Source organism: Pseudomonas sp. Tav-5-1A, assembly GCF_055755055.1.
The window spans coordinates 4,427,338-4,451,138 of the sequence record NZ_CM146901.1 but is presented as its reverse complement, the minus strand read 5'-3'; the positions used below and the strand labels follow the sequence as shown (position 1 = coordinate 4,451,138).

The window sequence follows — 23,801 nt, the reverse complement described above, 5'->3', positions numbered from 1 at the left end:
ACGCTCCTGATCACAAGTCACTTTGTACTAAGAGATTGACCGGAAAATCCTTCAGCGCAGCGTTCAGCCACACTTCCTTATTGGGTGTGACTGCTACGTCCGAAAAAAGTCCCTTAAATGTAGGCAGAGTGTAGTTAGTCGGTAGCACCACGCGGGTATCTCCCCACTTGGGTGCCTCGATGAGCGGCTGGGCGGTGTCCCCCAGCAGCTCGCTGGCCAGGCGTGGCACGATGACGATGGCCAGTTCACCGGCATGAATCCGGGCGAAGGCCAACACGCGGTCGGCCTGTTCGCCCTGCACGGGCAAGGGTTGGTAACGGCCGCGGGCGAACAGCTCGACGTGTTCGGCGCGGCGGCGCAGGGTGCGGGCAATCAGTTGCTGCTTGATATGGCCGTTGGCCCACTCCTGCACCAGCTGCGCCGGGCTGGGGTTGGCCTGCAGGGCCTGCTCACGGGCAGCGTAGTCCACCGGGCGGCGGTTGTCCGGGTCCACCAGGCTCAGGTCCCAGAATTCGGCGCCCTGGTACAGGTCGGGAATGCCCGGCACGGTCATGCGCAGCAGGGTCTGCACCAGGCTGTTCAAGGCGCCGGCGGGGCTGATGCGCTGCACTGCGGCCACCAGCGAGGCGCGCAGCTGCTGGCATTGCGGGTCCAGCAGGAGCGTTTCCAGGTAGGCCTTGCAGGCCTGTTCGTAGGGCTCGTTGGGCGCGCTCCAGCTGCTGGCCAGCTTGGCCTCGCGCAGGGCTTTCTGCTGCCACTGGAACAGGCGTTCGGCGTAGGCCTCCAGGCCTTCACGGTCATCGGCAGTGAGCCCCAGCGGCCAGCTGCCGAGCAGCGCCTGGAACAGGATCAGTTCGTCGCCGGGGCTGGGCGCGGGGTTGTCGCCGACGCTGCCACGCAGCGGTTCGGCCAGCTCCAGCCAGTGGTTGACGCGGCCGGGGTACCAGCTGCTGCGCTCGCTGAGCACGGCCAGGCGCGCGCGGCTGTCTTCGCCGCGCTTGTGGTCGTGGGTGGCGGTGGCCAGCAGGTTGTCGGGGAAGTGCGCCAGGCGCTGCTCGCAGGCCTGGTGGAAGACCTGGGGCGGGGCGCTGAAGTGTTCGGCGTCGAAGCCCACGTCGTTGCGCGACAGCAGCACCGCGGAGCGATAGAACGCGGTGTCTTCCACGGCCTTGGCGGCGGTGGGCGAGGTCAGCTGCTGGAAGCGCACGCAGGCATGGCGCAGCAGCTTGCGTGGGCGCCCCGGCGGCAGGTCGCGCCAGGGTTCGCCGCCGAGCCAGCGCGCCAGGTAGTCGAGCACCGGCCAGTCGGCCTCGCTGAGGCTGGCGCGGGCGCCTTCCAGCGCCTGCTGGAAGAAACCCTCGTCCTGTGCGGGGCGCCCGCAGGCGTTGATGTAGGTGCGGTACACCGGGTAGTGCACCACCAGCGCCTGCAGGGCGCGGCGGATGGCGCCCAGGGTCAGGTCGCGGCTCATCAGGTCGCCACGGGCGACCTGCAGCAGGGCCTGGGCCACCGACTCGCAGTCGCCGGCCAGGGTGCCATTGATCACCAGGTGGCGGGCGGCGTGGGCCTCTTCCTCGAACACCGCCGGGCGCCCGCTGAGGCTGCTCCACAGCTCGGCCAGGGGCTCGGCGCCGGCCGGGTCGTGTTGCAAGCGCGAGACCTGGTTCATGAATTCGTAGCCGGTGGTGCCGTCCACCTGCCAGTCGCGGTGCAGCTGCTCGTCGGCACCGAGGATCTTCTCCACGTAGATGGGGAAGTGCGCCAGGGCGGCCTCCGGCGGCCGCGCCGCCAGCAGCCCGTCGACCCGCCGGCGCAGCTTGCGGCAGTAGCCGCGCGGGTCGGCCAGGCCGTCCACGTGGTCGATGCGCAGGCCGTCGATCAGGCCCTGCTGCACCAGTTCGAAGATTTTCGCGTGGGTGGCGTCGAACACGGCCGCGCGTTCCACGCGCAGGCCGCCCAGCTCGTTGACGTCGAAGAAGCGCCGCCAATTGATGTCATCGGCGGCGGTGCGCCAGCTGGCCAGGCGGTAGTGCTGTTTCTCCAGCAGCCGGTGCAGGCGCTTGAAGCCGTCCTCGGTGGTGGCGTCGAAGCGTTGCAGCAGGGCGTCCAGCGCGGCCTTGTGGCTGTGGCTCAGGGCCGCCAGTTCGCCGCGCAGCTCGATGGCCTTGTCGTAGGCGTGCGGGTCTTGCTCCAGGGCGCCGAAGCGGCCGCCCAGGCTGCTCAGCACCGGGTCGTCGGCGGGGCTGAGCAGGTCGGCGTAGTCAGGCGGCGACACCGGGAAGCGGTGTTCGTAGTGCTCGATGTAGAACTGCCCCGCGCTGGCATCCAGGCGCACCGGGATCTCGCCGGCCTGCAGGCAGGCGCCGTAGTCGTTGCCCAGGAACGGCAGCAGCAGCTGGCCTTCGAGCAGCGGGTCGGGGGAGTGCCACTGGATGTCGAAGAACTCGGCGTAGGGGCTGCGCCGGCCCCATTCCAGCAGGTCCAGCCACCAGGGGTTGTGGCCGCCGCCGACGGCCATGTGGTTGGAGACGATGTCCAGCACCAGGCCCATGTCATGGGCGCGCAGGGTCTGCACCAGCCGCCGCAGCGCCGGCTCGCCACCCAGCTCGGGGTTGATGCGGGTGGGGTCGACCACGTCGTAGCCGTGCATGGAGCCGGGCCGCGCCTTGAGGATGGGCGAGGCGTACACGTGGCTGATGCCCAGCTGCTTGAAATACGGCACCCGGGCCGCGGCGTCGTCCAGGGTGAAGTCCTTGTGGAACTGCAGGCGAATGCTGCCGGTCATGGCCTTCATCGGTCACGCTCGCTGGCTTGTTGGCGGGCGCAGGCCAGCAGCTCCAAGCGCCGGGCGGCGTCTTCGTCGTCGAGCAGCGCCTGGCTGTCGCCGTTGAAACGCCGGCGCCAGTTGGGGTGGCTGTCGATGGTGCCGGGCAGGTTGGGCTGTTCCTCCACGCCCAGGGCGTCCTCTACCGGCAGTAGCACCAGCGGCGCGCGGGTGTGGCCGAGGAAGCGCACGCAGGCGTCGATGACCTGGTCGGTTTCTTCGCCTTCACCGCTGAAGTTCTGGCTGTCCTGCGCCAGCACATGGCGCAGGCCGCGGCGCTCGTGCTCGCGGGTTTCGCGCCAGTGGCGCTCGGTGTGTTCGTCGATGAGGTTGAGCTTGTGGTTCCAGTCGATGTCACGGGCCTTCCACCAGCCATGCAGGGTCGACAGGTCGTGGGTGGTGCTGGTGGCCAGGGCGTTGTCGGGCCAGTGCAGCACGGGGTGGAAGTGGCCGGGGTGAGCCTGTTCGAACAGCAGCACGCGCATGCCCAGCATGTGCCGGGCGCTGAGTTTTTCGCGCAGGCCGTCGGGCACGGTGCCCAGGTCTTCGCCGAGGACGATGGCCTGGTGGCGGTGCGATTCCAGGGTCAGCAGGCGCAGCAGGTCGTCGATGGGGTAGTGCAGGTACGCGCCCTCGCTGGGCAACGAGCCCATGGGGATCACCCACAGGCGCTGCAGGCCCATGACGTGGTCGATACGCAGGCCGCCGGCGTGGGCGAAGTTGGCCCGCAGCATTTCGATGAAGGCGCGGAAGCCATTGCGCACCAGGCCTTCGGGGCTGAACGCGGAGATGCCCCAGCCCTGGCCGGAGCGGTTGAGGATGTCCGGTGGCGCGCCCACGGTGAGGTCGGCCAGCAGCTCGTCCTGGCGGCTCCAGGCCTGGCTGCCGGCGCCGTCGGCACCCACGGCCAGGTCGGCGATCAGGCCGATGCGCATGCCGCTGGCCCTGGCGGCGTTTTGCGCGCGCTCCAGGCTGCGCGCCACCAGCCATTGGCAGAAGGCGTAGAAACTGACCTGGTCGCTGTGCTCGCGGGCGAACTCGGCGATGGCGGGGTTTTGTGGGTCGTGCCACTCGGCGGGCCACTGGCGCCAGTCCTGGCTGGCACCGCGCGCGGCGCAGTCGGCTTGCAGGGCCTCGAACCGGCAGTGGTTTTCCAGGGCTTCGCCGCCAGCGTGGCGGAAGCTGGCGAAGTCGGCGGTCAGCGGGTGGTCGCCGTGGCTGAAACCGTTGTACAGCGACCGCAGCAGGGCAAACTTGGCATCGGCGGCCGCCGGCCAGTCCACCAGCGGCAGCTGCTCGAGGTGGCCGAGGGTTTCCGCCAGGCCGGTGTCATCCAGCGCCACGCGCAGCGCGCGCTCGCCCAGAATGGCGCCGGGCGCCGCGTACAGGCAGTTGAGGAACAGCCGGCTGGACGGCGAATAGGGGCTGTAGCGGTGGGCGTCGCTGCTGAACATGGCGTGCATGGGGCTGATGGCCAGGGCGTCGCAACCGCGCTCGCCAGCGCTGCGGGCAAAGGCTTCCAGTGCCTGGGTGTCGCCGAAGCCGCCGTCGCCGCTGCGCCGCAGGCTGTACAGCTGCACGCTGAGGCCCCAGGCCCGCGGCGCGGCTTCGCCCACGGCGTCGCCGACGCTGTAGCAGCGCTGCGGGGCCACGGCCAGGGTGAACTGCTGGCCTTCGATGCGCACGTCCTGGTAGCCGGGCGGCAGCAGGCCGGGCAGGGCGGCGTGGGCGTCCAGGCGCAGGTCCAGTGTGGCGCCGTCCTCCAGGAACACCTGGCACGGGGTGTGGGCCGGGAAGTAGCGGCCCAGGTCCAGGGGCTGGCCGTGGTCCACGGTCAGCAGCGGCGGCAGGTGGGTGTCGCGGCGCACCCGGTTCAGGTCTTCAAGGCTGGCCGCCACGGCCTCGTCGGTGTCGGCAGGGTGGCCGAGGCCGGCCAGCACCTTGCGCAGCACCGGGTCGGCCACGGTCTGTGGCCGGCCGTTGGCGTCGGTCCAGTGCACGGCCAGGCCAGCGTGTTGCGCCAATGTCCGCAGTCGCTCATCAGTCATGCATCATCTCCGGCAGGGGTCAGGCTGACCAGGGCGCTATAAGGGGGAAGGCGGTGTGCCGGGGCCGATTCGGCGGCTGCCAGGCGGCTGTCGAACAGGCGATGGCGTGGGGCGGGCAGTTCGGCGGCCACGGGCTCGGCGCTCAGGTTGAGGTCGATGCGCAGTTCGCTGCCATCGTTGAGCTGCCAGCGCGCGCTGACCGCGCCTTCGGCGAGCACCTGCGCGCCCAGCGAGCGGCTGCCGGGCAGGTGCTCGGTGAGGTACTCGCGGCGCAGGCCCAGCAGGGTCCGGTGGAGCACCGGCCAGGGCGCGTCCGCGTCGGGGACGCTGGGGCGCGAGGCGGCGAAGGTCTGTTCGGCGTTGGGGTCGGGGATGTGTTCGCGTTTTTCTTCGTCGGCGAATACCGCGAAGCTGGCGAACTCGTTGCGCCGCCCTTCGCGCACGGCCTTGGCCAGCTCGCCGTGGTGGTCGGTGAAGAACAGGAACGGCTCGCTGGCCGCGCCTTCGTCGCCCATGAACAGCAGCGGCACCATGGGCGACAGCAACAGCAGGGTGGTGGCCGCGCGCAGGGCGTCGCTGCTGCACAGCTGCGACAGGCGTTCGCCGAAGGCGCGGTTGCCGACCTGGTCGTGGTTCTGCAGGAACAGCACGAAGGCGTTGGGCGGCAGGTGGCCGCTGGGCTCGCCACGCGGCTCGCCGTGGCGGTTGCGCTCGCCCTGGTAGATGAAGCCCTCGCTGAGGCAGCGCGCCAGTTTCTGCGTGGGCTGCTCGGCGAAGTCGCCGTAATAGGCCTCGGTCTCGCCGGTCAGCAGCACGTGCAGGGCGTTGTGGCCGTCGTCGTTCCACTGCGCGTCGTAGCCTTCTTCCAACAGGTGCGCCTGGTTCAGCTCGTTCTCCAGAGTCAGCCACACGTGGCGCGGGGCGTCGACCTGCTGGCGAATGCGCGCGGCCATCTGCTTGAGGAAATCGGGGTCTTCGATGGCGTGCACGGCGTCGAAGCGCAGGCCGTCGAAGCGGTATTCCAGCAGCCACATCAGCGCGTTGTCGATGAAGAAGTCACGCACCTGCGGGCGGCGGAAGTCGATGGCGTCGCCCCACGGGGTCTTCTGGTCGTGGCGGAAGAAGCCCTTGGCATAACGGCCCAGGTAATTGCCGTCGGGGCCGAAGTGGTTGTACACCACGTCGAGGATCACCATCAGGCCATGGCCGTGGGCGGCGTCGATCAGGTGCTTGAGCTGTTCGGGCGTGCCGTAGGAGGACTGCGGCGCGTAGGGCAGCACGCCGTCATAGCCCCAGTTGCGGGTGCCGGGGAACTGCGCCAGGGGCATCAGTTCGATGGCGGTCACGCCCAGCTCGGCCAGGCGCGCCAGGTGTTTCTCCACGCCGCCAAAGCCGCCCAGGGCGCCCACGTGCAGTTCGTAGATCACCGCCTCGTGCCAGGGGCGGCCGGCCCACTCGGTGAATTGCCAGGGGTAGGCGTTGGGGTCGACCACCAGGCTGGGGCCGTGCACGTCGCCCTGCTGGGCGCGGGACGCCGGGTCGGGCACGCGCAGTTCGCCGTCGATCTGGTACTGGTAGGCCGTGCCGGGTGGGCAATGCGCCTTGATCACGAACCAGCCGTCGTCCTGGGGCAGCATGGGCAGTGACTGCCCATCCCCCAGTTCGACGCTGACGTGGAAGGCGTCGGGCGCCCACAGCGCGAAGCGCGTGAGGCCCGAATCCAGAAGCAGTGCACCATGTGACCAGGTTTCAGGTGTCGGTAGCGGCATCGATGAAACCTCTTCCGTTAGTGTCTACCTGATACGGCCACCGATTTGTGCACGAGTTCCGAGTAAAGCTTGGCGTAGGGTTCCACCGCCTGGCTCCAGTTGAACGGCTGGGTCATGGACAGGCAGCGCATGGCGTTGAGCAGGTCGGGCTTGCTGAACACGTAGAAGGCCCGGCTCAGGGCTTCTTCGTAGCTGGCCACGGTGGACTCGTTGAACAGGAAGCCGGTGACGCCGTCCTCGATGGTGTCGGCCAGGCCGCCGGTGTTGCGCGCCACCGGCAGCGAGCCGTAGCGCTGGGCGTACATCTGGCTCAGGCCGCAGGGCTCGTAGCGCGAAGGCATCAGCAGGAAGTCGCTGCCGGCGAACATGCGCCGGGCGTCGGTCTCGTTGAAGCCGATGCGCACGCTGATCTTGCCCGGGAAGCGTTGGGCCAGTTCGCGCATGGCCTGTTCCTCTTCCGGCTCGCCGCGGCCGATGATCGCGATCTGGCCACCCTGGTTGACGATGTACTCGGCCACGCCCTGGGTCAGGTCCAGGCCTTTCTGGTACACCAGGCGCGAGACCACGGCGAACAGCGGGCCGTCGGAGTCGTCCAGCTCGAACAGCTGGCGCACGTGGTCGGCGTTGACCTGCTTGCCTTCCCAGTCATTGAGGCTGAAGGGGCAGATCAGGTGCGGGTCGGTGGCCGAGTCCCAGCTGTCGTCGATGCCGTTGGGAATGCCGCCCAGCAGGCCCTGGTAGGCTTTGCTGCTGAGGAAGCCGTCGAGGCCGCAGCCAAATTCCGGGGTGGTGATTTCCTCGGCGTAGGTGGCGCTGACCGTGGTGATGTGGCTGGAATAGGCCATGCCCGCCTTGAGGAACGACAGCTTGCCGTAGAACTCCATGCCTTCCTGCTGCAGCGCATGCTCGGGCACGCCCAGCTCGGGGCAGCAGGCACGGCTGACCACGCCCTGGTAAGCCAGGTTGTGGATGGTGAACAGGGTAGGGGTGCTCAGGCCGCGCCAGTGCATATAGGCAGGGGCCATGCCGGCGGGCCAGTCGTGGGCGTGCACCAGGTCGGGCTTCCAGTGCACCATGCCCAGGCCGGCGGCGATGTCGGCGGCGGCGAGGCCCAGGCGGGCGAAGCGGATATGGTTGTCCGGCCAGTCGCGGCCGTTGTTGGCGCCGTAGGGGGTGCCGTCGCGCTCGTACAGCTCGGGGCAGATCAGCACGTAGATGACCAGCCCGTCCTTGAGGTCCATGCGCCCGATCTTGCACGGCGGCAGGGCCGCGTGGCCGCCCAGTTCTCCGACGATGTGGATGGGGTTGTCACTGTTGAGCACTTGCGGGTAACCGGGGATCAACACCCGCACATCGTGCAGGGGGCTCATGGCGCGGGGTAGCGCCTGGGAAACGTCACCCAGGCCACCGGTCTTGACCAGATCAGCGATTTCCGACGTGACGAACAATACTTTCTGGCGCTGAGAATCATGACGTGCTTCGGGTAGAAGTACCTTGCCCGTCGATGCGATCTGCGCCAGTTCAGTCGGTTCGCTTTCCTGCTGTTTAAAACGCTCTCCATGGATTTCGACAGCGGCACTGATCATTGTTCTCTCCCGTGCATTAATGCATGTGTGGCAAGCACCTGATTTTGATCCAGCGACCCCACGGCCAAGCGCACAAGCGCGACGCACGCCGGCGATCCTGCCGGTGGCGAATTGACGGGGTGGGGTTGGCCAGCCGCTGAAATGCACTCCATATCCGCGGCCTACCTTTAACCTGACCTGCCGCTAATACGGAAGTTTCGACTTTTTACGGTCGCGCCTCCCGAGCGGTGTGCGGGCTGAGTTTTGAGTGTAGGAAAAAATTCAGACTCCGTGGTCACGGCACGACTGACGGAAGGTCGGGATGCTGTTGTGGGGTGGAGCGGTTGGGGCGGGGCCTTGAAATACGCGGGTTTGGCGGGGTGGCGGGGTTAGAATGAAATTTCTAGAAACACATCAGAACGTTGGGTTGTACGACGTTGTTGTGGGAGCTGGCTTGCCAGCGAGCTGTTGAGGCCCTAAAAGCTCGCTGGCAAGCCAGCTCCCACAAAGACATCAGCCCTGGGGCATCAGCGACGAATGATGGCTGCCGATCAGCCACTGCTTGCCGTCCCAGTCCCAGGTGTAGCTGTAGCGCGCCTGCACGGTTTCGCCGCTGGCGGCGAAGGTGAACTCGTAGACCCCGGCGTCCAGCAGCGTGTCGCACTGGCTGCGCACGCTGCGGCTGATGACGCGGCCGCTGGGGCGTTTCTGCAGGAACTGCTGGAAGTACTCCAGCCGTTCGGCCGGGGTCAGGCGCACCTGGTTGGACAGGGTGGGCAGCAGCACCGCGTCGATCTGGTAGGTGGCAGCCACCAGGCCAGGGTCGCCGCTTTGCAGGGCGCTGTTCCAGCGCTCGAACAGCTGCGCAGCGTCCGCCTCGCTGGCGGTCTGGCAGGCCTGGGCAGCAACCGGGGTCAACAGCAGTGCAACCAATGCGAATCCTTTCACGTACCAATCCTCTGCAGCTGGCGGCCGCCGAATGCGGCGCGCCGGGGCCAGGCACTCTAGGTGCGGGGCAGGCAGGGTGGGTAGCGGGAAAGGGTTCCAGCGTTGGCCGGCAGGGCGAAACCCTGCCGGGACGGGGAGGGACAGCGAATCAGGCGATCTTGGCCTGGGCGCCACCGGCCAGGCCGGTGTCCTGCTGGGACTGCAAGAGCATCATGGTCAGGTGGGCGACCTTTTTCTGCAGCTGGTCGCGTTCTTCTTTCAATTCGCGCAGTTCGTCACGACGCACCGTGACATAGAGGGTTTGGGGGGGTGTTGCTGGCAGTAAAGTTCCCATTGCTCACCTCGCAAATGGCATGTCTCACAGTGAGGATAGCCGACCTTGAGCGTTTGCCAGGCCTGTCTGTACCTCTGTCGGCGCGGATTCTGATTTCTTTCACGCGCCAAGGGAACTTTTTTATTTTTCATGGTCGGCGTGTCTTTTTCTTCATGTGCCGGCAAGTGCCCGCAGACGTTGAAGAACGCTTGATGACAGTGGGTTTGAAGAAAAAAGTGCAGCGACGAACGGCTAAAGTCGAAACTAACTCTGGCAACCCTGTACTAAGCTTTGAGACCATTAGCGCTTTGAAGGTGTGACACACCTATTTACGCATCAGTGGAGCACCGGCATGCAATTGGGAATCGTGGGACTGGGCCGCATGGGCGGCAATATTTCGAGAAGACTGATGCGCGGAGGCCATCAGACCGTGGTCTGGGACCGCGATCAGTCTTCCGTGGCAAAACTGGGTGAAGAAGGCGCCGTGACGGCGACTGACCTGGCAGACCTGGTGCGTCAGATGGACGCACCCCGTGCAGTCTGGGTCATGCTGCCTGCGGGCGCGCCAACCGAAGACACCATCCAGCAGCTGGCTGACCTGCTGGAGCCCGATGACGTGATCATCGACGGCGGCAACACCTTCTACAAGGACGACATCCGTCGCGCCAAGCAATTGGCCGAGCGCCAGCTGCACTACGTCGACGTCGGCACCTCCGGCGGCGTGTGGGGCCTGGACCGTGGCTTCTGCATGATGATCGGTGGCGAAGCCGCGATCTTCCAGCGCCTGGACCCGCTGTTCGCCTGCCTGGCCCCCGGCGTGGGCGACATCCTGCGCACCAAGGGTCGCGAAGGTGAGCACAACAACGCCGAACATGGCTACATCCACGCAGGCCCGGCCGGTTCCGGCCACTTCGTGAAGATGATCCACAACGGCATCGAATACGGCATGATGCAAGCCTTCGCCGAAGGCTTCGACATTCTGAAGACCAAGAACAGCACCGCGCTGCCGGAAGACCAGCGCTTTGACCTGAACCTGGCCGAGATCGCCGAAGTCTGGCGCCGCGGCAGCGTGGTCTCCTCCTGGCTGCTGGACCTGACCGCCGACGCGCTGGTCGGTGACCCGGCGCTGGACGGCTACTCGGGCTCGGTGTCGGACAGCGGTGAAGGTCGCTGGACCATTGACGCGGCAGTGGAGCAGGCAGTACCGGTACCGGTGCTGGCAGGTTCGCTGTTCGCACGTTTCCGTTCCCGCCAGGAAAGCACCTACGGCGACAAGCTGCTGTCGGCGATGCGCTTTGGTTTCGGCGGTCATATCGAGGTTCCTAAATGACACGGGCAAAGTCCAAGGTAGACGCAGCACCCCCCACCACGCTGTTTCTCTTTGGCGCCCATGGCGACCTGGTCAAGCGCCTGCTCATGCCGGCGCTGTACAACCTGAGTCGCGACGGTCTGCTGGACAATGGCCTGCATATCGTCGGTGTCGACCACAACGAGGTCAGCGATGCTGACTTCGCTGCCAAGCTGCACGATTTCATCATCGAGCAGGCCCGCGCGAAAAACCCGGAGGGGGCCGACAAGGCCCTCGACCCGGTGCTGTGGGCCAAGCTTGCCAAGCGCATCAGCTACATCAGTGGCGATTTTCTCGACGATGGCACCTACCAGGCGATTGGCGAGCGCATAGCCGCCAACCGCACCGGCAATGCCGTGTTCTACTTGGCCACCTCGCCGCGCTTCTTCAGTGAAGTGGCGCAGCGGCTGGGCCATGCCGGGTTGCTCCAGGAGCAGCCCGACGCCTTCCGCCGCGTGGTGATCGAAAAACCCTTCGGTTCCGACCTGCCCACCGCCGAGGCCCTCAACGCCTGCCTGTTGAGCGTCATGAGCGAGAAGCAGATCTACCGGATCGACCACTACCTGGGCAAGGAAACCGTCCAGAACATCCTCATCAGCCGTTTTTCCAACGGCATCTTCGAGGCCTTCTGGAACAATCACTACATTGACCACGTGCAGATCACCGCGGCGGAGACCGTCGGGGTGGAAACACGGGGCAATTTCTACGACAGCACCGGCGCCCTGCGCGACATGGTGCCCAACCACCTGTTCCAGCTGCTGGCCATGGTCGCCATGGAACCGCCGGCCGCCTTTGGCGCCGATGCGGTGCGTGGCGAGAAGGCCAAGGTGGTGGGTGCCATCCGCCCCTGGTCCAAGGCCGACGCGCTGAAGAACTCGGTGCGCGGCCAGTACACGGCGGGCGAGGGCGGCAAGCCCGGCTACCGCCAGGAACCCAAGGTCGACCCGGAAAGCCGCACCGAGACCTTCGTCGCCCTCAAGGTGATGATCGACAACTGGCGCTGGGTGGGCGTGCCGTTCTACCTGCGCACCGGCAAGCGCATGAGCGTGCGCGACACCGAGATCGCCATCTGTTTCAAGCAGGCGCCCTACGCGCAGTTCCGCGATACCGAGGTGGAGCGCCTGGCGCCCAACTACCTGCGCATCCAGATCCAGCCCAACGAGGGCATGTGGTTCGACCTGATGGCCAAGCGGCCCGGGCCGGCGCTGGTGATGGAGAACGTCGAGCTGGGCTTCGCCTACAAGGACTTCTTCCAGATGCAGCCGTCGACCGGCTACGAGACGCTGATCTACGACTGCCTGACCGGCGACCAGACCCTGTTCCAGCGCGCCGACAACATCGAGAACGGCTGGCGTGCGGTGCAGCCGTTCCTGGACGCCTGGCGCGACGGCGGCAAGATCGACACCTACGCTGCCGGCGAGGACGGCCCGGAGTCGGCCGAGGAACTGCTGGCCCGTGATGGCCGCTCCTGGCATAGCCTGGGATGAGTGACGCGCCGAACGACCTCATCCGCCTGGTGCTCAGCGACATGGACGGCACCCTGTTGCTGCCCGACCACAGCGTCGGCGACCGCGTGCTGGCCGCCGTCCGGCAACTGCGCGAGGCGGGCGTTGCCTTCAGCCTGGCCAGTGCGCGGCCGCCGCGGGCCATGCTGGCGATCGTCCAGCAGTTGGGCATCGACGTGCCGTTCGCCGCGTTCAACGGCGGCACCTTGGCCAACCCCGACGGCAGCGTGGTGGCGCAGCACTGCGTGGACCGCCGCGCCGTGGAGACCAGCCTGGCGCTGTTCGCCCAGCACCCGGTGGCGGTGTGGCTGTTCGCTGACGACGAGTGGTACCTGACCAACCCCGACACCCAGTACCTGGGCAAGGAACTCGATGCCCTGGGCTATGGCTACGTGCAGGTCGATGACTTCACCCCGTACCTGGACCGCGTCGACAAGATCGTCGCCACCTGCGCCGACTTCGACCTGCTGGCGCGGCTGGAGCAGCAGCTCAGCGGGCTGATCAAGGGCCAGGCCCTGGCCGCCCGCTCGCAGAACTACTACCTGGACGTGACCGCGCTGCTGGCCAACAAGGGCGAGGCCCTGGCCGAACTGGCCGAGCACCTCAAGGTGCCGCTGGCGCAGACGGCGGTGCTGGGTGATGGCGGCAACGACGTGGCGATGTTCAAGCGCGCCGGGCTGTCCGTTGCCATGGGCCAGGCCGAGGACGCGGTCAAGGCCCACGCCGACCACGTCACCGCCAGCAACCGCGAGCAGGGGGTGGCCGACGCCATCCGTGACCTGATCCTGCCGAGGGCGCCGCACACCCGCTGAATTCTCCCGCACAAGGTTGACCCCACCATGGCCGCATTGATTGAAGACTATGCCTTGCTCGGCAATTGCAGGACTGCCGCGCTGGTCGACAAGCAGGGCTCGCTGGACTGGTTGTGTTTCCCCCGTTTCGACGCCCCGGCCTGCTTCGCCGCGCTGCTGGGCGATGAGCACAACGGCCGCTGGCGCCTGGCGCCCAGCGAGCCGTTCGAGGCCAGCCGCGCCTACCGCGACGGCACCCTGGTGCTGGACACCACCTTCACCACTGCCAACGGCCAGGCGCGGCTGATCGATTTCATGCCGCCGGGCGAGCACAGCAGCGTGGTGCGCATTGTCGAAGGGCTGAGCGGCGAGGTGGCATTCGACATGGAGCTGATCATCCGCTTCGACTACGGCAGCAGCGTGCCGTGGGTGGAGCAGGCCCACGCGCAGATTCTCACCGCCGTGGCCGGCCCGGAAATGCTCGTGCTGCACAGCGCCACGGCTCTGGAGGCGGTGGACCACGCCACCGGCAGCCGCTTCAGCGTGGCCCCTGGCGAGCGCCGGGTGTTCGTGCTGACCTATCAGGACTCGATCCTGCCGGTGCGCGAGGCCTTCGACGGCGAGGCGGCGCTGGCGGAGACCGAGGCGTTCTGGCGCGCGTTCTCCGAACGCTGCCCCGACGTGGGGCCCTACACCGAGCAGGTCAAGCGCTCGCTGATTGTGCTCAAGGCGCTGACCTTCGAGCCCACCGGCGGCATCGTCGCCGCCGTCACCACCTCGCTGCCGGAGTTCCTGGGCGGCGAGCGCAACTGGGACTACCGTTTCTGCTGGCTGCGCGACGCCACCATGACGTTGCTGGCGTTCATGAACCTGGGCTATTTCGAGGAGGCCAGCGCCTGGCGCGAATGGCTGATGCGCTCGGTGGCCGGCAACCCGGAGCAGATGCAGATCATGTACGGCCTGGGCGGCGAGCGCCGCCTGCCCGAATACACCCTGCCATGGCTGAGCGGCTATGAAGGCTCGCAGCCGGTGCGCATCGGCAACGCGGCGGCCACCCAGCTGCAGCTGGACGTGTACGGCGAGGTAGCTGATGCCTTGACCCAGGCCATTCGTGGCGGCCTGCCACGGCACCCGCGCAGCCGGGCGATTTTCCAGGTGGTGATGCCGTACCTGGAAAGCATCTGGCAGCAGCCCGACGAAGGCCTGTGGGAGATCCGCGGCGAGCCGCAGCACTTCGTGCACTCCAAGGTCATGGCCTGGGTGGCGTTCGACCGCTCGGCGAAGCTGCAGGCCGGTGACGGCGGCGATGCCGAGCGCAGCCAGCACTACCGGGCGGTGGCCGACCGCATACATGCCGACGTCTGCGCCAAGGGCGTGGACCCGCGGCACGGCGGCTTCGTGCAGGCCTACGGCTCCGGCCAGACCGATGCCAGCCTGTTGCAGATCGCCCTGACCGGCTTCCTGCCGGTGGACGACCCGCGCTTCCTGGCCACCCTGGCGCAGATCGAACAGCGGCTGATGCGCAATGGCCTGCTGCTGCGCTACGACACCGCCACCGGCTGCGACGGCCTGGAGCCGGGCGAGGGGACCTTCCTGGTCTGTTCGTTCTGGTTGGCCGACGTCTACGCCATGCTCGGCCGCATGGACGACGCCCAGGCGCTGTTCGCACGCCTCAGCGGCCTGTGCAACGACCTGGGCCTGCTGGCCGAGCAGTACGACCCCCATGGCGGGCGCATGCTGGGCAACTTCCCCCAGGCGTTCAGCCACATCGGCATTATCAATACGGCGCTCAACCTGCACCGTGCCCAATGCCCGGCCCAGGAGCGCGCCAAGGCCTCATGAGCCCAAATGTGGGAGCTGGCTTGCCAGCGAGCTGTTGAGGCATTCAAAAGCTCGCTGGCAAGCCAGCTCCCACAACAGGGCATTTCGGCCAACCTGTGGAGCGCGCTTTTCCTGACGCATTGTCTTGGTATAGTCCTACCCATCAATAACAAAGGACGCCCGCCATGACCGAGTACCAGGCCTTCCACGTCGAACTCAAGGGCCACGTCGCCCACGTGCAGATCAACCGCCCCGACAAGGTCAACGCCATGAACGCGGCGTTCTGGCGCGAGATCATCGAGATCTTCCAGTGGGTGGACGACACCGAGGCCGTGCGCGTGGTGGTGCTCAGCGGCGCCGGCAAGCATTTCTCCGCGGGCATCGACCTGAGCCTGCTGGCCTCGGTGGCCAGCGAACTGGGCAAGGACACCGGCCGCAACGCCCGCGCCCTGCGGCGCAAGATCCTCGAGATGCAGGCCTCGTTCAACGCCGTGGACCGCTGCCGCAAGCCGGTGCTGGCGGCGGTGCAGGGCTACTGCATCGGTGGCGCCATCGACCTGATCGCCGCCTGCGACATGCGCTACGCCGCCGCCGACGCGCACTTCTCGATCAAGGAGGTGGACATGGGCATGGCCGCCGACGTCGGTACGCTGCAACGTTTGCCACGCATCATCGGTGATGGCATCCTCAGGGAATTGGCCTACACCGGGCGCAAGGTCGATGCCGAGGAAGCGCGCAGCATCGGCCTGGTCAACCGCGTGTACCCCGACACCGCGAGCCTGCTCGATGGCGTATTTGCCATCGCTGCCGACATCGCCGGCAAGTCGCCGATCGCCATCGCCGGCACCAAGACCATGATCGGCTACATGCGCGATCACAGCATTGCCGACGGCCTGGAATACATCGCCACCTGGAACGCGGCGATGCTGCAGAGCACTGACCTGCGCGTGGCCATGGCCGCGAGCATGAGCAAACAGACACCGCAGTTCGATGACTGACATTCGATAAGGAGCCCCTGATGTCTCAACGCTGGACCACCGCTGTACTGGATACCAGCCTGCCCGGGGGCTGGGCCGTGGCCCGCTGCGCCCAGGGCTTTGCCTTCGACGCCAACGGCGTGCTGTTCCCCCGTGAATGGCTGAAGAAACAGGGGCTGGACGTGCTGGCCGAGCACGGCATCGGCCACTTCGACGGCGAGCCGGTGTACCTGCTGGAGCTGCACGGCCCCGCCGACATCGACGGCGTGCAGTGGCAGGGCCTGCGCCAATTCATGCTGCAGGGCGACTTCGACACCTACAAGCTGCTGGCCTACGCTGCGCAGATCGGCACCTGGGCCCGCGAGCACCGCTTCTGCGGCAGCTGCGGCCAGCCGATGAGCCAGATCCACTGGGAACGCGCCATGTACTGCCAGCCGTGCGACCTGCGCAGCTACCCGCGCATCTCGCCGAGCATGATCGTGCTGATCACCCGTGGCGACGAGATCCTGCTGGCGCGCTCACCGCGCTTCGTCACCGGCGTCTACAGCACCCTGGCAGGCTTCGCCGAGCCGGGCGAGTCGGCCGAGGATTGCGTGCGCCGCGAGGTGATGGAAGAGGTGCAGGTCAAGGTTCGGAACATCCGCTACCTGGGCAGCCAGTGCTGGCCGTTCCCGCACTCGATGATGCTGGGCTTCCACGCCGAGTATGAAAGCGGCGAGATCGTGCCCCAGGTCGACGAGATCGAGGACGCCCAGTGGTTCAACGTGCATGAACTGCCGCCGTTGCCGGCGTCGCGGTCGATCGCGCGGTACTTGATCGACCACTACGTGGCAGAGCGTTTAGGCCTGGCTGAACCAGTGCTGCCAGGCTAGGCGCACGGTCAGCCCCAGCACTACGGTAATGAACACCGGGCGAATGAACTTCGCCCCACCGCTGATGGCGCTGCGCGCGCCGAAGAAGGCACCGACCATCAGGCAGGTGCCCATGCTCAGGCCGATCAGCCAGTCCACGCTGCCATTGATGATGAACACCGCCAGCGCCGCCGCGTTGCTGACGAAGTTCATGGTGCGCGCCACGCCGCTGGCGCGGACCAGGTCGATGGGGTACATCAGCATCGAGCTGACCGTCCAGAACGCGCCCGTGCCCGGGCCCGCCACGCCGTCGTAGAAGCCCAGCGCCAGGCCTTGGGGCACCTGGCGTTTCTGCTTGATCTGCGCGTGGCTGTCCACCGGCCCCTTGGGCGTGCCGCCGAACAGCAGGTACACACCGCAGGCGAACACAATGACCGGCAGCATTTTGTTCAGCCATTCCGAGGGCATGTAGTGCGCCGCCACGGCGCCCAGCAGCGAGCCCACCAGGGTGAAGATGATGGCAGGCCACCATTCCTTGGGGTGGAACAGCTTGCGGCGGATGAAGGTGAAGCTGGCGGTGGCCGAGCCGAAGGTGGAGCTCAGCTTGTTGGTGCCCAGCACCAGGTGCGGCGGCAGGCCGGCGGTCAGCAGGGCCGGGGTGGTCAGCAGCCCGCCGCCGCCGGCGATGGCGTCGATGAAGCCGGCCACGAAGGCAACCACGGCAAGGATGGCGAGGGTGGTGGGGTCGGTGCTCAGTTCGAAAGGCATGGGGCAGATCGTTGTTTTTGGCAGGGCGCGCATTTTAGCCCTTTGAGTCCCAAAAAGCTCGCTGGCAAGCCAGCTCCCACCTTTGTGGGAGCTGGCTTGCCAGCGAGCTTTAACAATCTGAAGCACAACCGATGTTTCCCGCACCGGGCACCTGTGGTTACCGTTGCCATTTTTCCCAAGGAGGCAATGGAATGCCTTGTTCAGTGATATTACGCAAAGGCCGCTTTTCAGGAGAGGGGCAAATCTACGTCTTGACTACCAATACCTTTGACCGCGAAGCGTTCTTCGCTGATTGGCGGGTGGGGCGACTGGTAGTGCGTGAGCTGATGCGAACCGAGGAAGAAGCGTGGCTGGATTCTTTGGCATGGGTGGTGATGCCGGACCATTTTCATTGGCTGGTTCAATTGCGTACAGGCAGTTTGGCGGCAGTCATGCGCAGGACCAAGTCACGATCAAGCCAGGCTGTAAATCGATTGCTGGGTCGCTCGGGGCAACTTTGGCAGCAGGGGTTTCATGATCGGGCTATTCGCAAGGAGGAAGATCTGCTGGCTTTGGCACGGTACATTGTCCGAAATCCAGTGCGGGCGGGGCTCGTGAGTCGCGTTGGGGACTACCCGCTGTGGGACGCGGTGTGGGTTTAAGAGCTCGCTGGCAAGCCAGCTCCCACAAGGGCCAGTGCAGCCTGCTGGTCTAGTGTGAATGGCTGGCTCGCAGGATAGCTCTCTTACCAAGGCCAGTGCAGCCTGCCAGTTTGATGTGAAGCGCTCGCTGGCAGTGCGCCCATGTGGGAGCTGGCTTGCCAGCGAGCTGTTGGGGTCAGGCCAGGAAGCCGCCGTCCACGTTCAGCGCCACGCCGGTGGTGTAGCTGGAGGCGTCGCTGGCCAGGTACAGCACGGTGCCGGCCATTTCGCTGGGGGTGGCCACGCGCTTGAGCGGGATCTGCGCCAGGGCGGTGTTGAGGATGGCGTCGTTCTTCACCAGCGCCGAGGCGAACTTGGTGTCGGTGAGGCCCGGCAGCAACGCGTTGCAGCGGATGCCGAACGGCGCGCATTCCTTGGCGAACACCTTGGTCATGTTGATGACCGCCGCCTTGGTGACCGAGTAGATGCCCTGGAACACGCCCGGCGACACGCCGTTGATGGAGGCGACGTTGATGATGCTGCCACCGCCGTGCTCGCGCATCAGCTTGCCGGCTTCCACCGACATGAAGAAGTAGCCGCGGATGTTGACGTCCACGGTCTTCTGGAACGCGCCCAGGTCGGTGTCCAGCACGTTGCAGAACTGCGGGTTGGTGGCCGCGTTGTTGACCAGGATGTCCAGGCGGCCGAACTCTTCGCGGATGCGGCTGAACACCTGGTGGATCTGCTCCATCTCGCCGATGTGGCAGGCGATGGCGGTGGCCTTGCCGCCGTCGGCGATGATGGCGTCCGCCACCTGCTGGCAGCCGTCCAGCTTGCGGCTGGAGACGATGACATGGGCGCCCTGTTGGGCCAGCAGTTTGGCGATGGCCTCGCCGATGCCGCGGCTGGCGCCGGAAACGAAGGCGATCTTGCCGTCGAGGTCGAACAATTGCGTCTTGGACATCTCGGTTTCCTTACAGGGTGGAGTGCTTGATGACGTTCAGGCTCATCTGTTCCAGCAGCTTGTTCATGTGGATGAACTGGGCGAAGCGCTTGTCCTGGGTCTGGCCGTGGAAGAAGCGGTAGTAGATCTGTTGCACGATGCCGGCCAGGCGGAACAGGCCATAGGTGTAGTAGAAGTCGAAGTTGTCGATGCGGATGCCCGCACGCTCGGCGTAGTAGTCGACGAACTCGCGGCGGGTGAGCATGCCCGGCGCGTGGCTGGGCTGGCGGCGCATCAGTTGCACCGGCGCCGGGTCGTCGGCCTGCATCCAGTAGGCCAGGGTGTTGCCCAGGTCCATCAGCGGGTCGCCGAGGGTGGTCAGTTCCCAGTCCAGCACGCCGATGATCTGCATCGGGTCGCGGGCGTCGAGGATGACGTTGTCGAAGCGGTAGTCGTTGTGGACGATGGCCGGCTTGGCGTGGTCGGCCGGCTGCTTGTCGGCCAGCCAGGCCTTGACCGTGTCCCAGGCTGGCGCGTCGGGGGTGCGGGCCTTGTCGTAGCGGTCGCTCCAGCCGCTGATCTGGCGGGCCACGTAGCCCTCGGGCTTGCCCAGGTCACCCAGGCCGCAGGCCTGGTAGTCCACCTGGTGCAGGTCGACGAACTTGTCGATGAAACTGTGGCAAAGGACGCGGGTCTTGCCGGCGTCCAGGCCCAGTTCGGCGGGGATCTCCGAGCGCAGGATGATGCCGTTGACCCGCTCCATCACATAGAACTCGGCGCCGATCACTGCCTCGTCGGTGCAGTGCACGTAGGCCTTGGGGCAGTACGGGAAGCCGGCGTTGAGCTGGTTGAGGATGCGGTACTCGCGGCCCATGTCGTGGGCCGACTTGGCCTTGTGGCCGAACGGCGGCCGGCGCAGGACGAATTCCTGTTCGGGGTATTTCACCAGGTACGTCAGGTTCGACGCGCCACCGGGGAACTGGCTGATCACCGGTGTGCCGGCAAGGCCGGGGATGTGCGCCTTGAGGTACGGGTCGATACGTGCGGCATCGAGCTCTTCACCGCTGCGCACGGCAGTGGACTGGTCGGTAAGCGCCATGGTTATCCCTTTTGCTTATTCTGGAGGCGTCAGATCATTGAACAATCTAATGCGCGGCAGGGCAGCGGACAAGGGGAGGAGGGCGTTATAGGCGGGGGTGTTGCAGGGGGATCAGTAAGGCAGATTGTGGGAGCTGGCTTGCCAGCGAGCTTTTCAGGGTCAACTAAAAGCTCGCTGGCAAGCCAGCTCCCACAATGGCCCCTGCCCAGAGGGAGGGGCCGGTGCAGGGCTTAGTTCAGGCCCAGCTTGCCACGCAGGGTGGACAGGTCTTCGGCCAGGGTGTTGACCGGGCCGATCAGCGCCTTGCGGTCAGCGTCCTTGACCTTGTCATAGGTCTCGTAGCCGCCGTCCTTGGTCTTGTACTTGGCCAGGATCTTGTCCACGGTGGCGAAGTTCTTGTCGACCTTGCTCACGAAGGCCGCGTCTTTCTTGGCTACTTGTGGGCGGAACAGGTCGAAGATTTTCTTCGCGCCGTCAACGTTGCCCTGGAAGTCGTACAGGTCGGTGTGGCTGTAACGGTCTTCTTCGCCGGACACCTTGGTGGCTGCCACTTCTTCCATCAGTGCGGCAGCGCCGCCCACGACTTTCTCAGGCGGGAAGGTCAGGCCGGCCACACGGGCCTGCAGGTCCTTGACGTCGGTGTTCAGCTTGTCGGCCAGGCCTTCCAGGCCCTTGGTGGTCTTTTCCGAGTACAGGCTGTATTCCAGGCGGTGGAAGCCGGTGAAGTCTTCGGCGGTCACGCCTTTCTCGTGGTCGTCGACGCGGGAGTCGATCGAGGCGTCGAGGTCGCTGAACAGCTCGGCAATCGGCTCGATGGACTCATAGTGCACGCGAGTCGGGGCGTACAGCTTCTTGGCCGTTTCCAGGTCGCCTTTCTTGATGGCGTCGGTGAACTTCTGGGTTTCGGCGCCCAGTTTGTCCAGCTCTTCGGTCACGTAGATCTTGTAGTCCGAGATCGGCTGAACCAGGTCCAGCGGGGAGTTGTCGGCGGCGAAGGCCGAGACCGGTGCGTGGAGCAGGCCAAGCGACAGCAGCAAAGCGAGTGGCGACTTCTTCATGAAAGGGATCCCCGATGGTGTCAAAGACTTAAGCGTTTTTGGTTTTGGTAGCTTGCAGCAGCGAACGACCGATGTAGTCCTGGTCGTCTTTTACCCCCGGCAGGGTGAAGAAATAACCGCCGCCCATGGGCTTGAGGTATTCCTCCAGCGGCTCGCCGTTGAGGCGGGTCTGCACGGTGATGAAACCTTTTTCCAGGTTGGCCTGGTAACAGATGAACAGCAGGCCCATGTCCAGCTGGCCGTTCTTGTTCACGCCGTTGGAGTAGTTGAACGGGCGACGCAGGATCAGGTTGGCCTGGGACTCGGGGGTGCGCGGGTTGGCCAGGCGGATGTGCGAGTCCAGGCGCGTGAGCTTGCCGGCCGGGTCCTTGTGGTAGTCGGGCACGTCGTGCTCGGTGGCGCCGTCGAACGGTGCACCGGTGGTCTTCTTGCGGCCGAAGATGCTTTCCTGTTCCTGCAGCGGGGTGCGGTCCCAGCGCTCGACGAAGTTGCGGATCAGGCGCACGGCCTGGTAGCTGCCGTTGGCGGCCCAGGCCGGCTCTTCGCTGCCCGGTTGCACCCAGACAATGGCGTCCATGGCCTTGTTGTCGTTGGAGTCGGGGTTGGCCGAGCCGTCGCGGAAACCGAGGAAGTTGCGCGCGCTCTCGGCGGGCGCGTCGGCCTTCTTCGGCGCCTGCGCAGGCACGGTGCCTTCCTGCTTCCAGCGCACCAGCAGCAGGTCGGGCATGTTCTTGACGATGTCACGCAGGGCGTGGATGTTGGTGTCCGGCGTGTTGGAGCAGAACTGCAGGGTCAGGTCGCCGTGGCACAGGCCCGGCTCCAGGGCGTCGTTGGGGAAACCGACCATCTGGATCAGGTGCTTGGGCTTGGCATGTTCCAGGCCGAAGCGCTCGTCGAACAGCGAGGCGCCCACCGACACGGTGATGGTCAGGTTGTCCGGGGTCACGACCGGGCCGAGGATGCCCGAGTCCACCGGCGGCAGCTTGGGGTCTACCTGCTCGACTTCGCCGCCGGTCATCAGGAACTTGATGCGGCTGTCCAGCAGCTTGAACATCCGCTCCAGGTCCTTGCGGTCGCTGGCCAGCACGTCGAAGGCCACCATCATGCCGGCTGCCGGGCGCGGCGTGACGATGCCGCTCTGGTGCTGGCCATGGTAGTCGTGGCGGTCCTGGGTTTTTTCGCTTTTCGGCGCTTCGGCCACCTGCGCCTGGGCGGCGGCCATGGCCGGGCAGCTCAGGGCGCTGCCGGCCAGGGCGACGCCGGCGGCGCCCATGCCCATCAGCACGCGACGGCGTTGCGCGTCGACCGGGGTGTTGCTGTTCTTGGTATCGCTCATCAGTGTCGTCGTCTGTCTTTACAGGGCCGAAAGGCCGAGGGCGGGATCGATTCCGTCGAGTGCGTCGGCCAGTGCCTTGGCCTTGTCGGCGATCTGCTTGCGCTGATCCGGGCCGACCTTGTCATACGAGAGGTAGCTGTCGCCGTCGCGCAGGCTGGCCAGCTGGCTGTCCAGGTCAGCAGAAGCGGCGTCAATCTTCACCAGCAGGTCGGCGGCGGACTTGGCCAGCACCGGGCGCAGCAGGTCGACCACCTTGCGGGCGGCAGTCAGGTTGGCGGCGAAACCGTTCAGGTCGGCGTGGCTGTAGCGCTCTTCCTCGCCGTTGGTGCGCACGTCGGCCAGGCTGTGCAGGTTGCGGGCGACGATGCCGACAAGCTGCTCTGGCGGCAGGTTCTGCGCCAGCAGCTGGGTTTTCAGCTCGGCGACGTCGCTGGCCAGCTTCTGCGCCACCGGCGCCAGGCCGTCCAGGCTCTGCTGCTGGAACAGGCCGTATTCAATGCGGTGGAAGCCGCCGAAGCCTGGGTCCTGCTCGCGTTTCTCGTAGTAGTCGGCGCGAGCGTTGATGCCGTTGTCCAGCTCGGAGAAGCGCTGGGAGGCGGCAGCCAGGCCCTGGTAGGCAACGCGGGCCGGCACGTAGGCGGCGCGGGCCGCGGCCAGGTCACCGGCGGTAATGGCCTGGTTCAGGGTGTCCACGGCGCGCACCAGGGCGCTGCCCTGCAGGCTCAGGTACACGCGGAATTCAGACAGCGGGCCGACGAACGCCACCATCGACGGGCGGGCCTTGGCGTTGGCGTCGGACTCGGCGGTAGGGGTGACCTTGAGGGTGCCGCGCGGGTTGCTCAGCAGGCCGCAGGTGATGGCGTAGTCGCCGGGCGCCAGGTTGGCGTTGATCACCTGGCTCATGCCCGGGGTGATGTTCTCGCGCTCTTCCACCACCAGCACGCCGTCGAGGATTTCCCATTCCACGGCGCGTTCCGACTTGTTGACGATGCGGAAGCTGGCGCGGCCGGCCGGCACGGTCAGGGCGTTGGGCTCGCAGCTGTGCGGGTGAATGTTGACGACGATTTCGTCATGGTTGGCCTGGCGCTTGGACGAGGCCACCTGGGAGGCGTAGTAGAACAGTGCGCCGGCGGCGAGCATCACCACCACGGAGCCGGCCACGGCCGCGCGCAGGACGCGCGGCGACAGGCCTGGGGCTTGATTGGACATTGACTGAA

19 protein-coding genes are annotated in these 23,801 nt (G+C 66.3%); 7 read left to right on the top strand and 12 right to left on the bottom strand.

The features are described 5' to 3' along the window. Positions 1–10: 10 nt before the first annotated feature. The 6 genes from AC0J42_RS20190 to AC0J42_RS20165 form a co-directional block, all read right to left on the bottom strand. On the bottom strand, positions 11–2,794 hold the full coding sequence (locus AC0J42_RS20190; RefSeq protein ID WP_473003363.1) for a malto-oligosyltrehalose synthase: 2,784 nt from the start codon (positions 2,792–2,794) through the stop codon (positions 11–13). Continuing rightward, on the bottom strand, positions 2,791–4,872 hold the full coding sequence (gene malQ, locus AC0J42_RS20185; protein WP_473003361.1) for a 4-alpha-glucanotransferase: 2,082 nt from the start codon (positions 4,870–4,872) through the stop codon (positions 2,791–2,793). The genes AC0J42_RS20190 and malQ overlap by 4 nt, the downstream gene beginning before the upstream one ends. After that, entirely contained in the window at positions 4,869–6,641 is a 1,773-nt protein-coding gene (gene treZ, locus AC0J42_RS20180; RefSeq protein ID WP_473003359.1) for a malto-oligosyltrehalose trehalohydrolase, read from the bottom strand. Before treZ ends, malQ begins: the two co-directional genes overlap by 4 nt. Before the next feature lie 17 nt (positions 6,642–6,658). Beyond that, a complete protein-coding gene (gene glgA / locus AC0J42_RS20175) occupies positions 6,659–8,227 on the bottom strand; it encodes a glycogen synthase GlgA (protein WP_416425438.1) in 1,569 nt (522 codons plus the stop codon). Between the two features lie 492 nt (positions 8,228–8,719). Next, the gene (locus AC0J42_RS20170; protein ID WP_473003356.1) at positions 8,720–9,154 is read right to left on the bottom strand and encodes a DUF4440 domain-containing protein; all 435 of its coding nucleotides are present in this window, start codon (positions 9,152–9,154) and stop codon (positions 8,720–8,722) included. 148 nt (positions 9,155–9,302) lie between these two features. After that, the gene (locus AC0J42_RS20165; RefSeq protein WP_416425436.1) at positions 9,303–9,488 is read right to left on the bottom strand and encodes a DUF6026 family protein; all 186 of its coding nucleotides are present in this window, start codon (positions 9,486–9,488) and stop codon (positions 9,303–9,305) included. A gap of 331 nt (positions 9,489–9,819) precedes the next feature. Here AC0J42_RS20165 and gnd point away from each other — a divergent pair, with 331 nt between their 5' ends. The 6 genes from gnd (at position 9,820) to nudC (ending at position 16,781) form a co-directional block, all read left to right on the top strand. Beyond that, the gene (gnd, locus tag AC0J42_RS20160; RefSeq protein WP_473003353.1) at positions 9,820–10,797 is read left to right on the top strand and encodes a phosphogluconate dehydrogenase (NAD(+)-dependent, decarboxylating); all 978 of its coding nucleotides are present in this window, start codon (positions 9,820–9,822) and stop codon (positions 10,795–10,797) included. Next, on the top strand, positions 10,794–12,302 hold the full coding sequence (gene zwf, locus AC0J42_RS20155; RefSeq protein ID WP_473003350.1) for a glucose-6-phosphate dehydrogenase: 1,509 nt from the start codon (positions 10,794–10,796) through the stop codon (positions 12,300–12,302). Before gnd ends, zwf begins: the two co-directional genes overlap by 4 nt. After that, the gene (locus tag AC0J42_RS20150) at positions 12,299–13,132 is read left to right on the top strand and encodes an HAD family hydrolase (RefSeq protein ID WP_473003349.1); all 834 of its coding nucleotides are present in this window, start codon (positions 12,299–12,301) and stop codon (positions 13,130–13,132) included. Before zwf ends, AC0J42_RS20150 begins: the two co-directional genes overlap by 4 nt. Positions 13,133–13,159: 27 nt before the next feature. After that, positions 13,160–14,953 carry a glycoside hydrolase family 15 protein gene (locus AC0J42_RS20145; protein WP_473003347.1) on the top strand — a complete coding sequence of 598 codons (1,794 nt, stop codon included), beginning with the start codon at positions 13,160–13,162 and terminating at the stop codon, positions 14,951–14,953. Between the two features lie 164 nt (positions 14,954–15,117). Then, positions 15,118–15,930, top strand: coding sequence for a crotonase/enoyl-CoA hydratase family protein (locus AC0J42_RS20140; protein ID WP_416425431.1), 813 nt, complete (start codon positions 15,118–15,120; stop codon positions 15,928–15,930). Positions 15,931–15,950: 20 nt separating this feature from the next. Next, complete coding sequence (nudC, locus tag AC0J42_RS20135; protein WP_473003345.1) at positions 15,951–16,781, top strand: NAD(+) diphosphatase; 831 nt, start codon at positions 15,951–15,953, stop codon at positions 16,779–16,781. On the opposite strand, the gene AC0J42_RS20130 is transcribed toward nudC, so the two are convergent. Continuing rightward, on the bottom strand, positions 16,749–17,528 hold the full coding sequence (locus AC0J42_RS20130; RefSeq protein ID WP_416425429.1) for a TSUP family transporter: 780 nt from the start codon (positions 17,526–17,528) through the stop codon (positions 16,749–16,751). The two genes, nudC and AC0J42_RS20130, sit on opposite strands and share 33 nt — an antisense overlap. Before the next feature lie 191 nt (positions 17,529–17,719). Between AC0J42_RS20130 and AC0J42_RS20125 the strand changes: the two genes are divergently transcribed. Next, positions 17,720–18,169, top strand: coding sequence for an REP-associated tyrosine transposase (locus AC0J42_RS20125; RefSeq protein WP_416425428.1), 450 nt, complete (start codon positions 17,720–17,722; stop codon positions 18,167–18,169). A gap of 175 nt (positions 18,170–18,344) precedes the next feature. Here the strand turns inward: AC0J42_RS20125 and AC0J42_RS20120 are convergent, their stop codons facing one another. The 5 genes from AC0J42_RS20120 to efeO (AC0J42_RS20100) form a co-directional block, all read right to left on the bottom strand. After that, complete coding sequence (locus AC0J42_RS20120; protein WP_473003343.1) at positions 18,345–19,112, bottom strand: SDR family oxidoreductase; 768 nt, start codon at positions 19,110–19,112, stop codon at positions 18,345–18,347. A 10-nt stretch (positions 19,113–19,122) separates the two neighbouring features. Beyond that, a complete protein-coding gene (locus tag AC0J42_RS20115; RefSeq protein WP_473003341.1) occupies positions 19,123–20,190 on the bottom strand; it encodes a phosphotransferase family protein in 1,068 nt (355 codons plus the stop codon). 230 nt (positions 20,191–20,420) lie between these two features. Further along, on the bottom strand, positions 20,421–21,248 hold the full coding sequence (efeO, locus tag AC0J42_RS20110; protein ID WP_416425425.1) for an iron uptake system protein EfeO: 828 nt from the start codon (positions 21,246–21,248) through the stop codon (positions 20,421–20,423). 28 nt (positions 21,249–21,276) lie between these two features. Continuing rightward, positions 21,277–22,584 (bottom strand): iron uptake transporter deferrochelatase/peroxidase subunit, encoded by a 1,308-nt coding sequence (gene efeB / locus AC0J42_RS20105; protein ID WP_416425424.1) that lies wholly within the window; start codon positions 22,582–22,584, stop codon positions 21,277–21,279. 18 nt (positions 22,585–22,602) lie between these two features. Beyond that, entirely contained in the window at positions 22,603–23,793 is a 1,191-nt protein-coding gene (gene efeO / locus AC0J42_RS20100) for an iron uptake system protein EfeO (RefSeq protein WP_473003338.1), read from the bottom strand. Positions 23,794–23,801 lie beyond the last annotated feature (8 nt).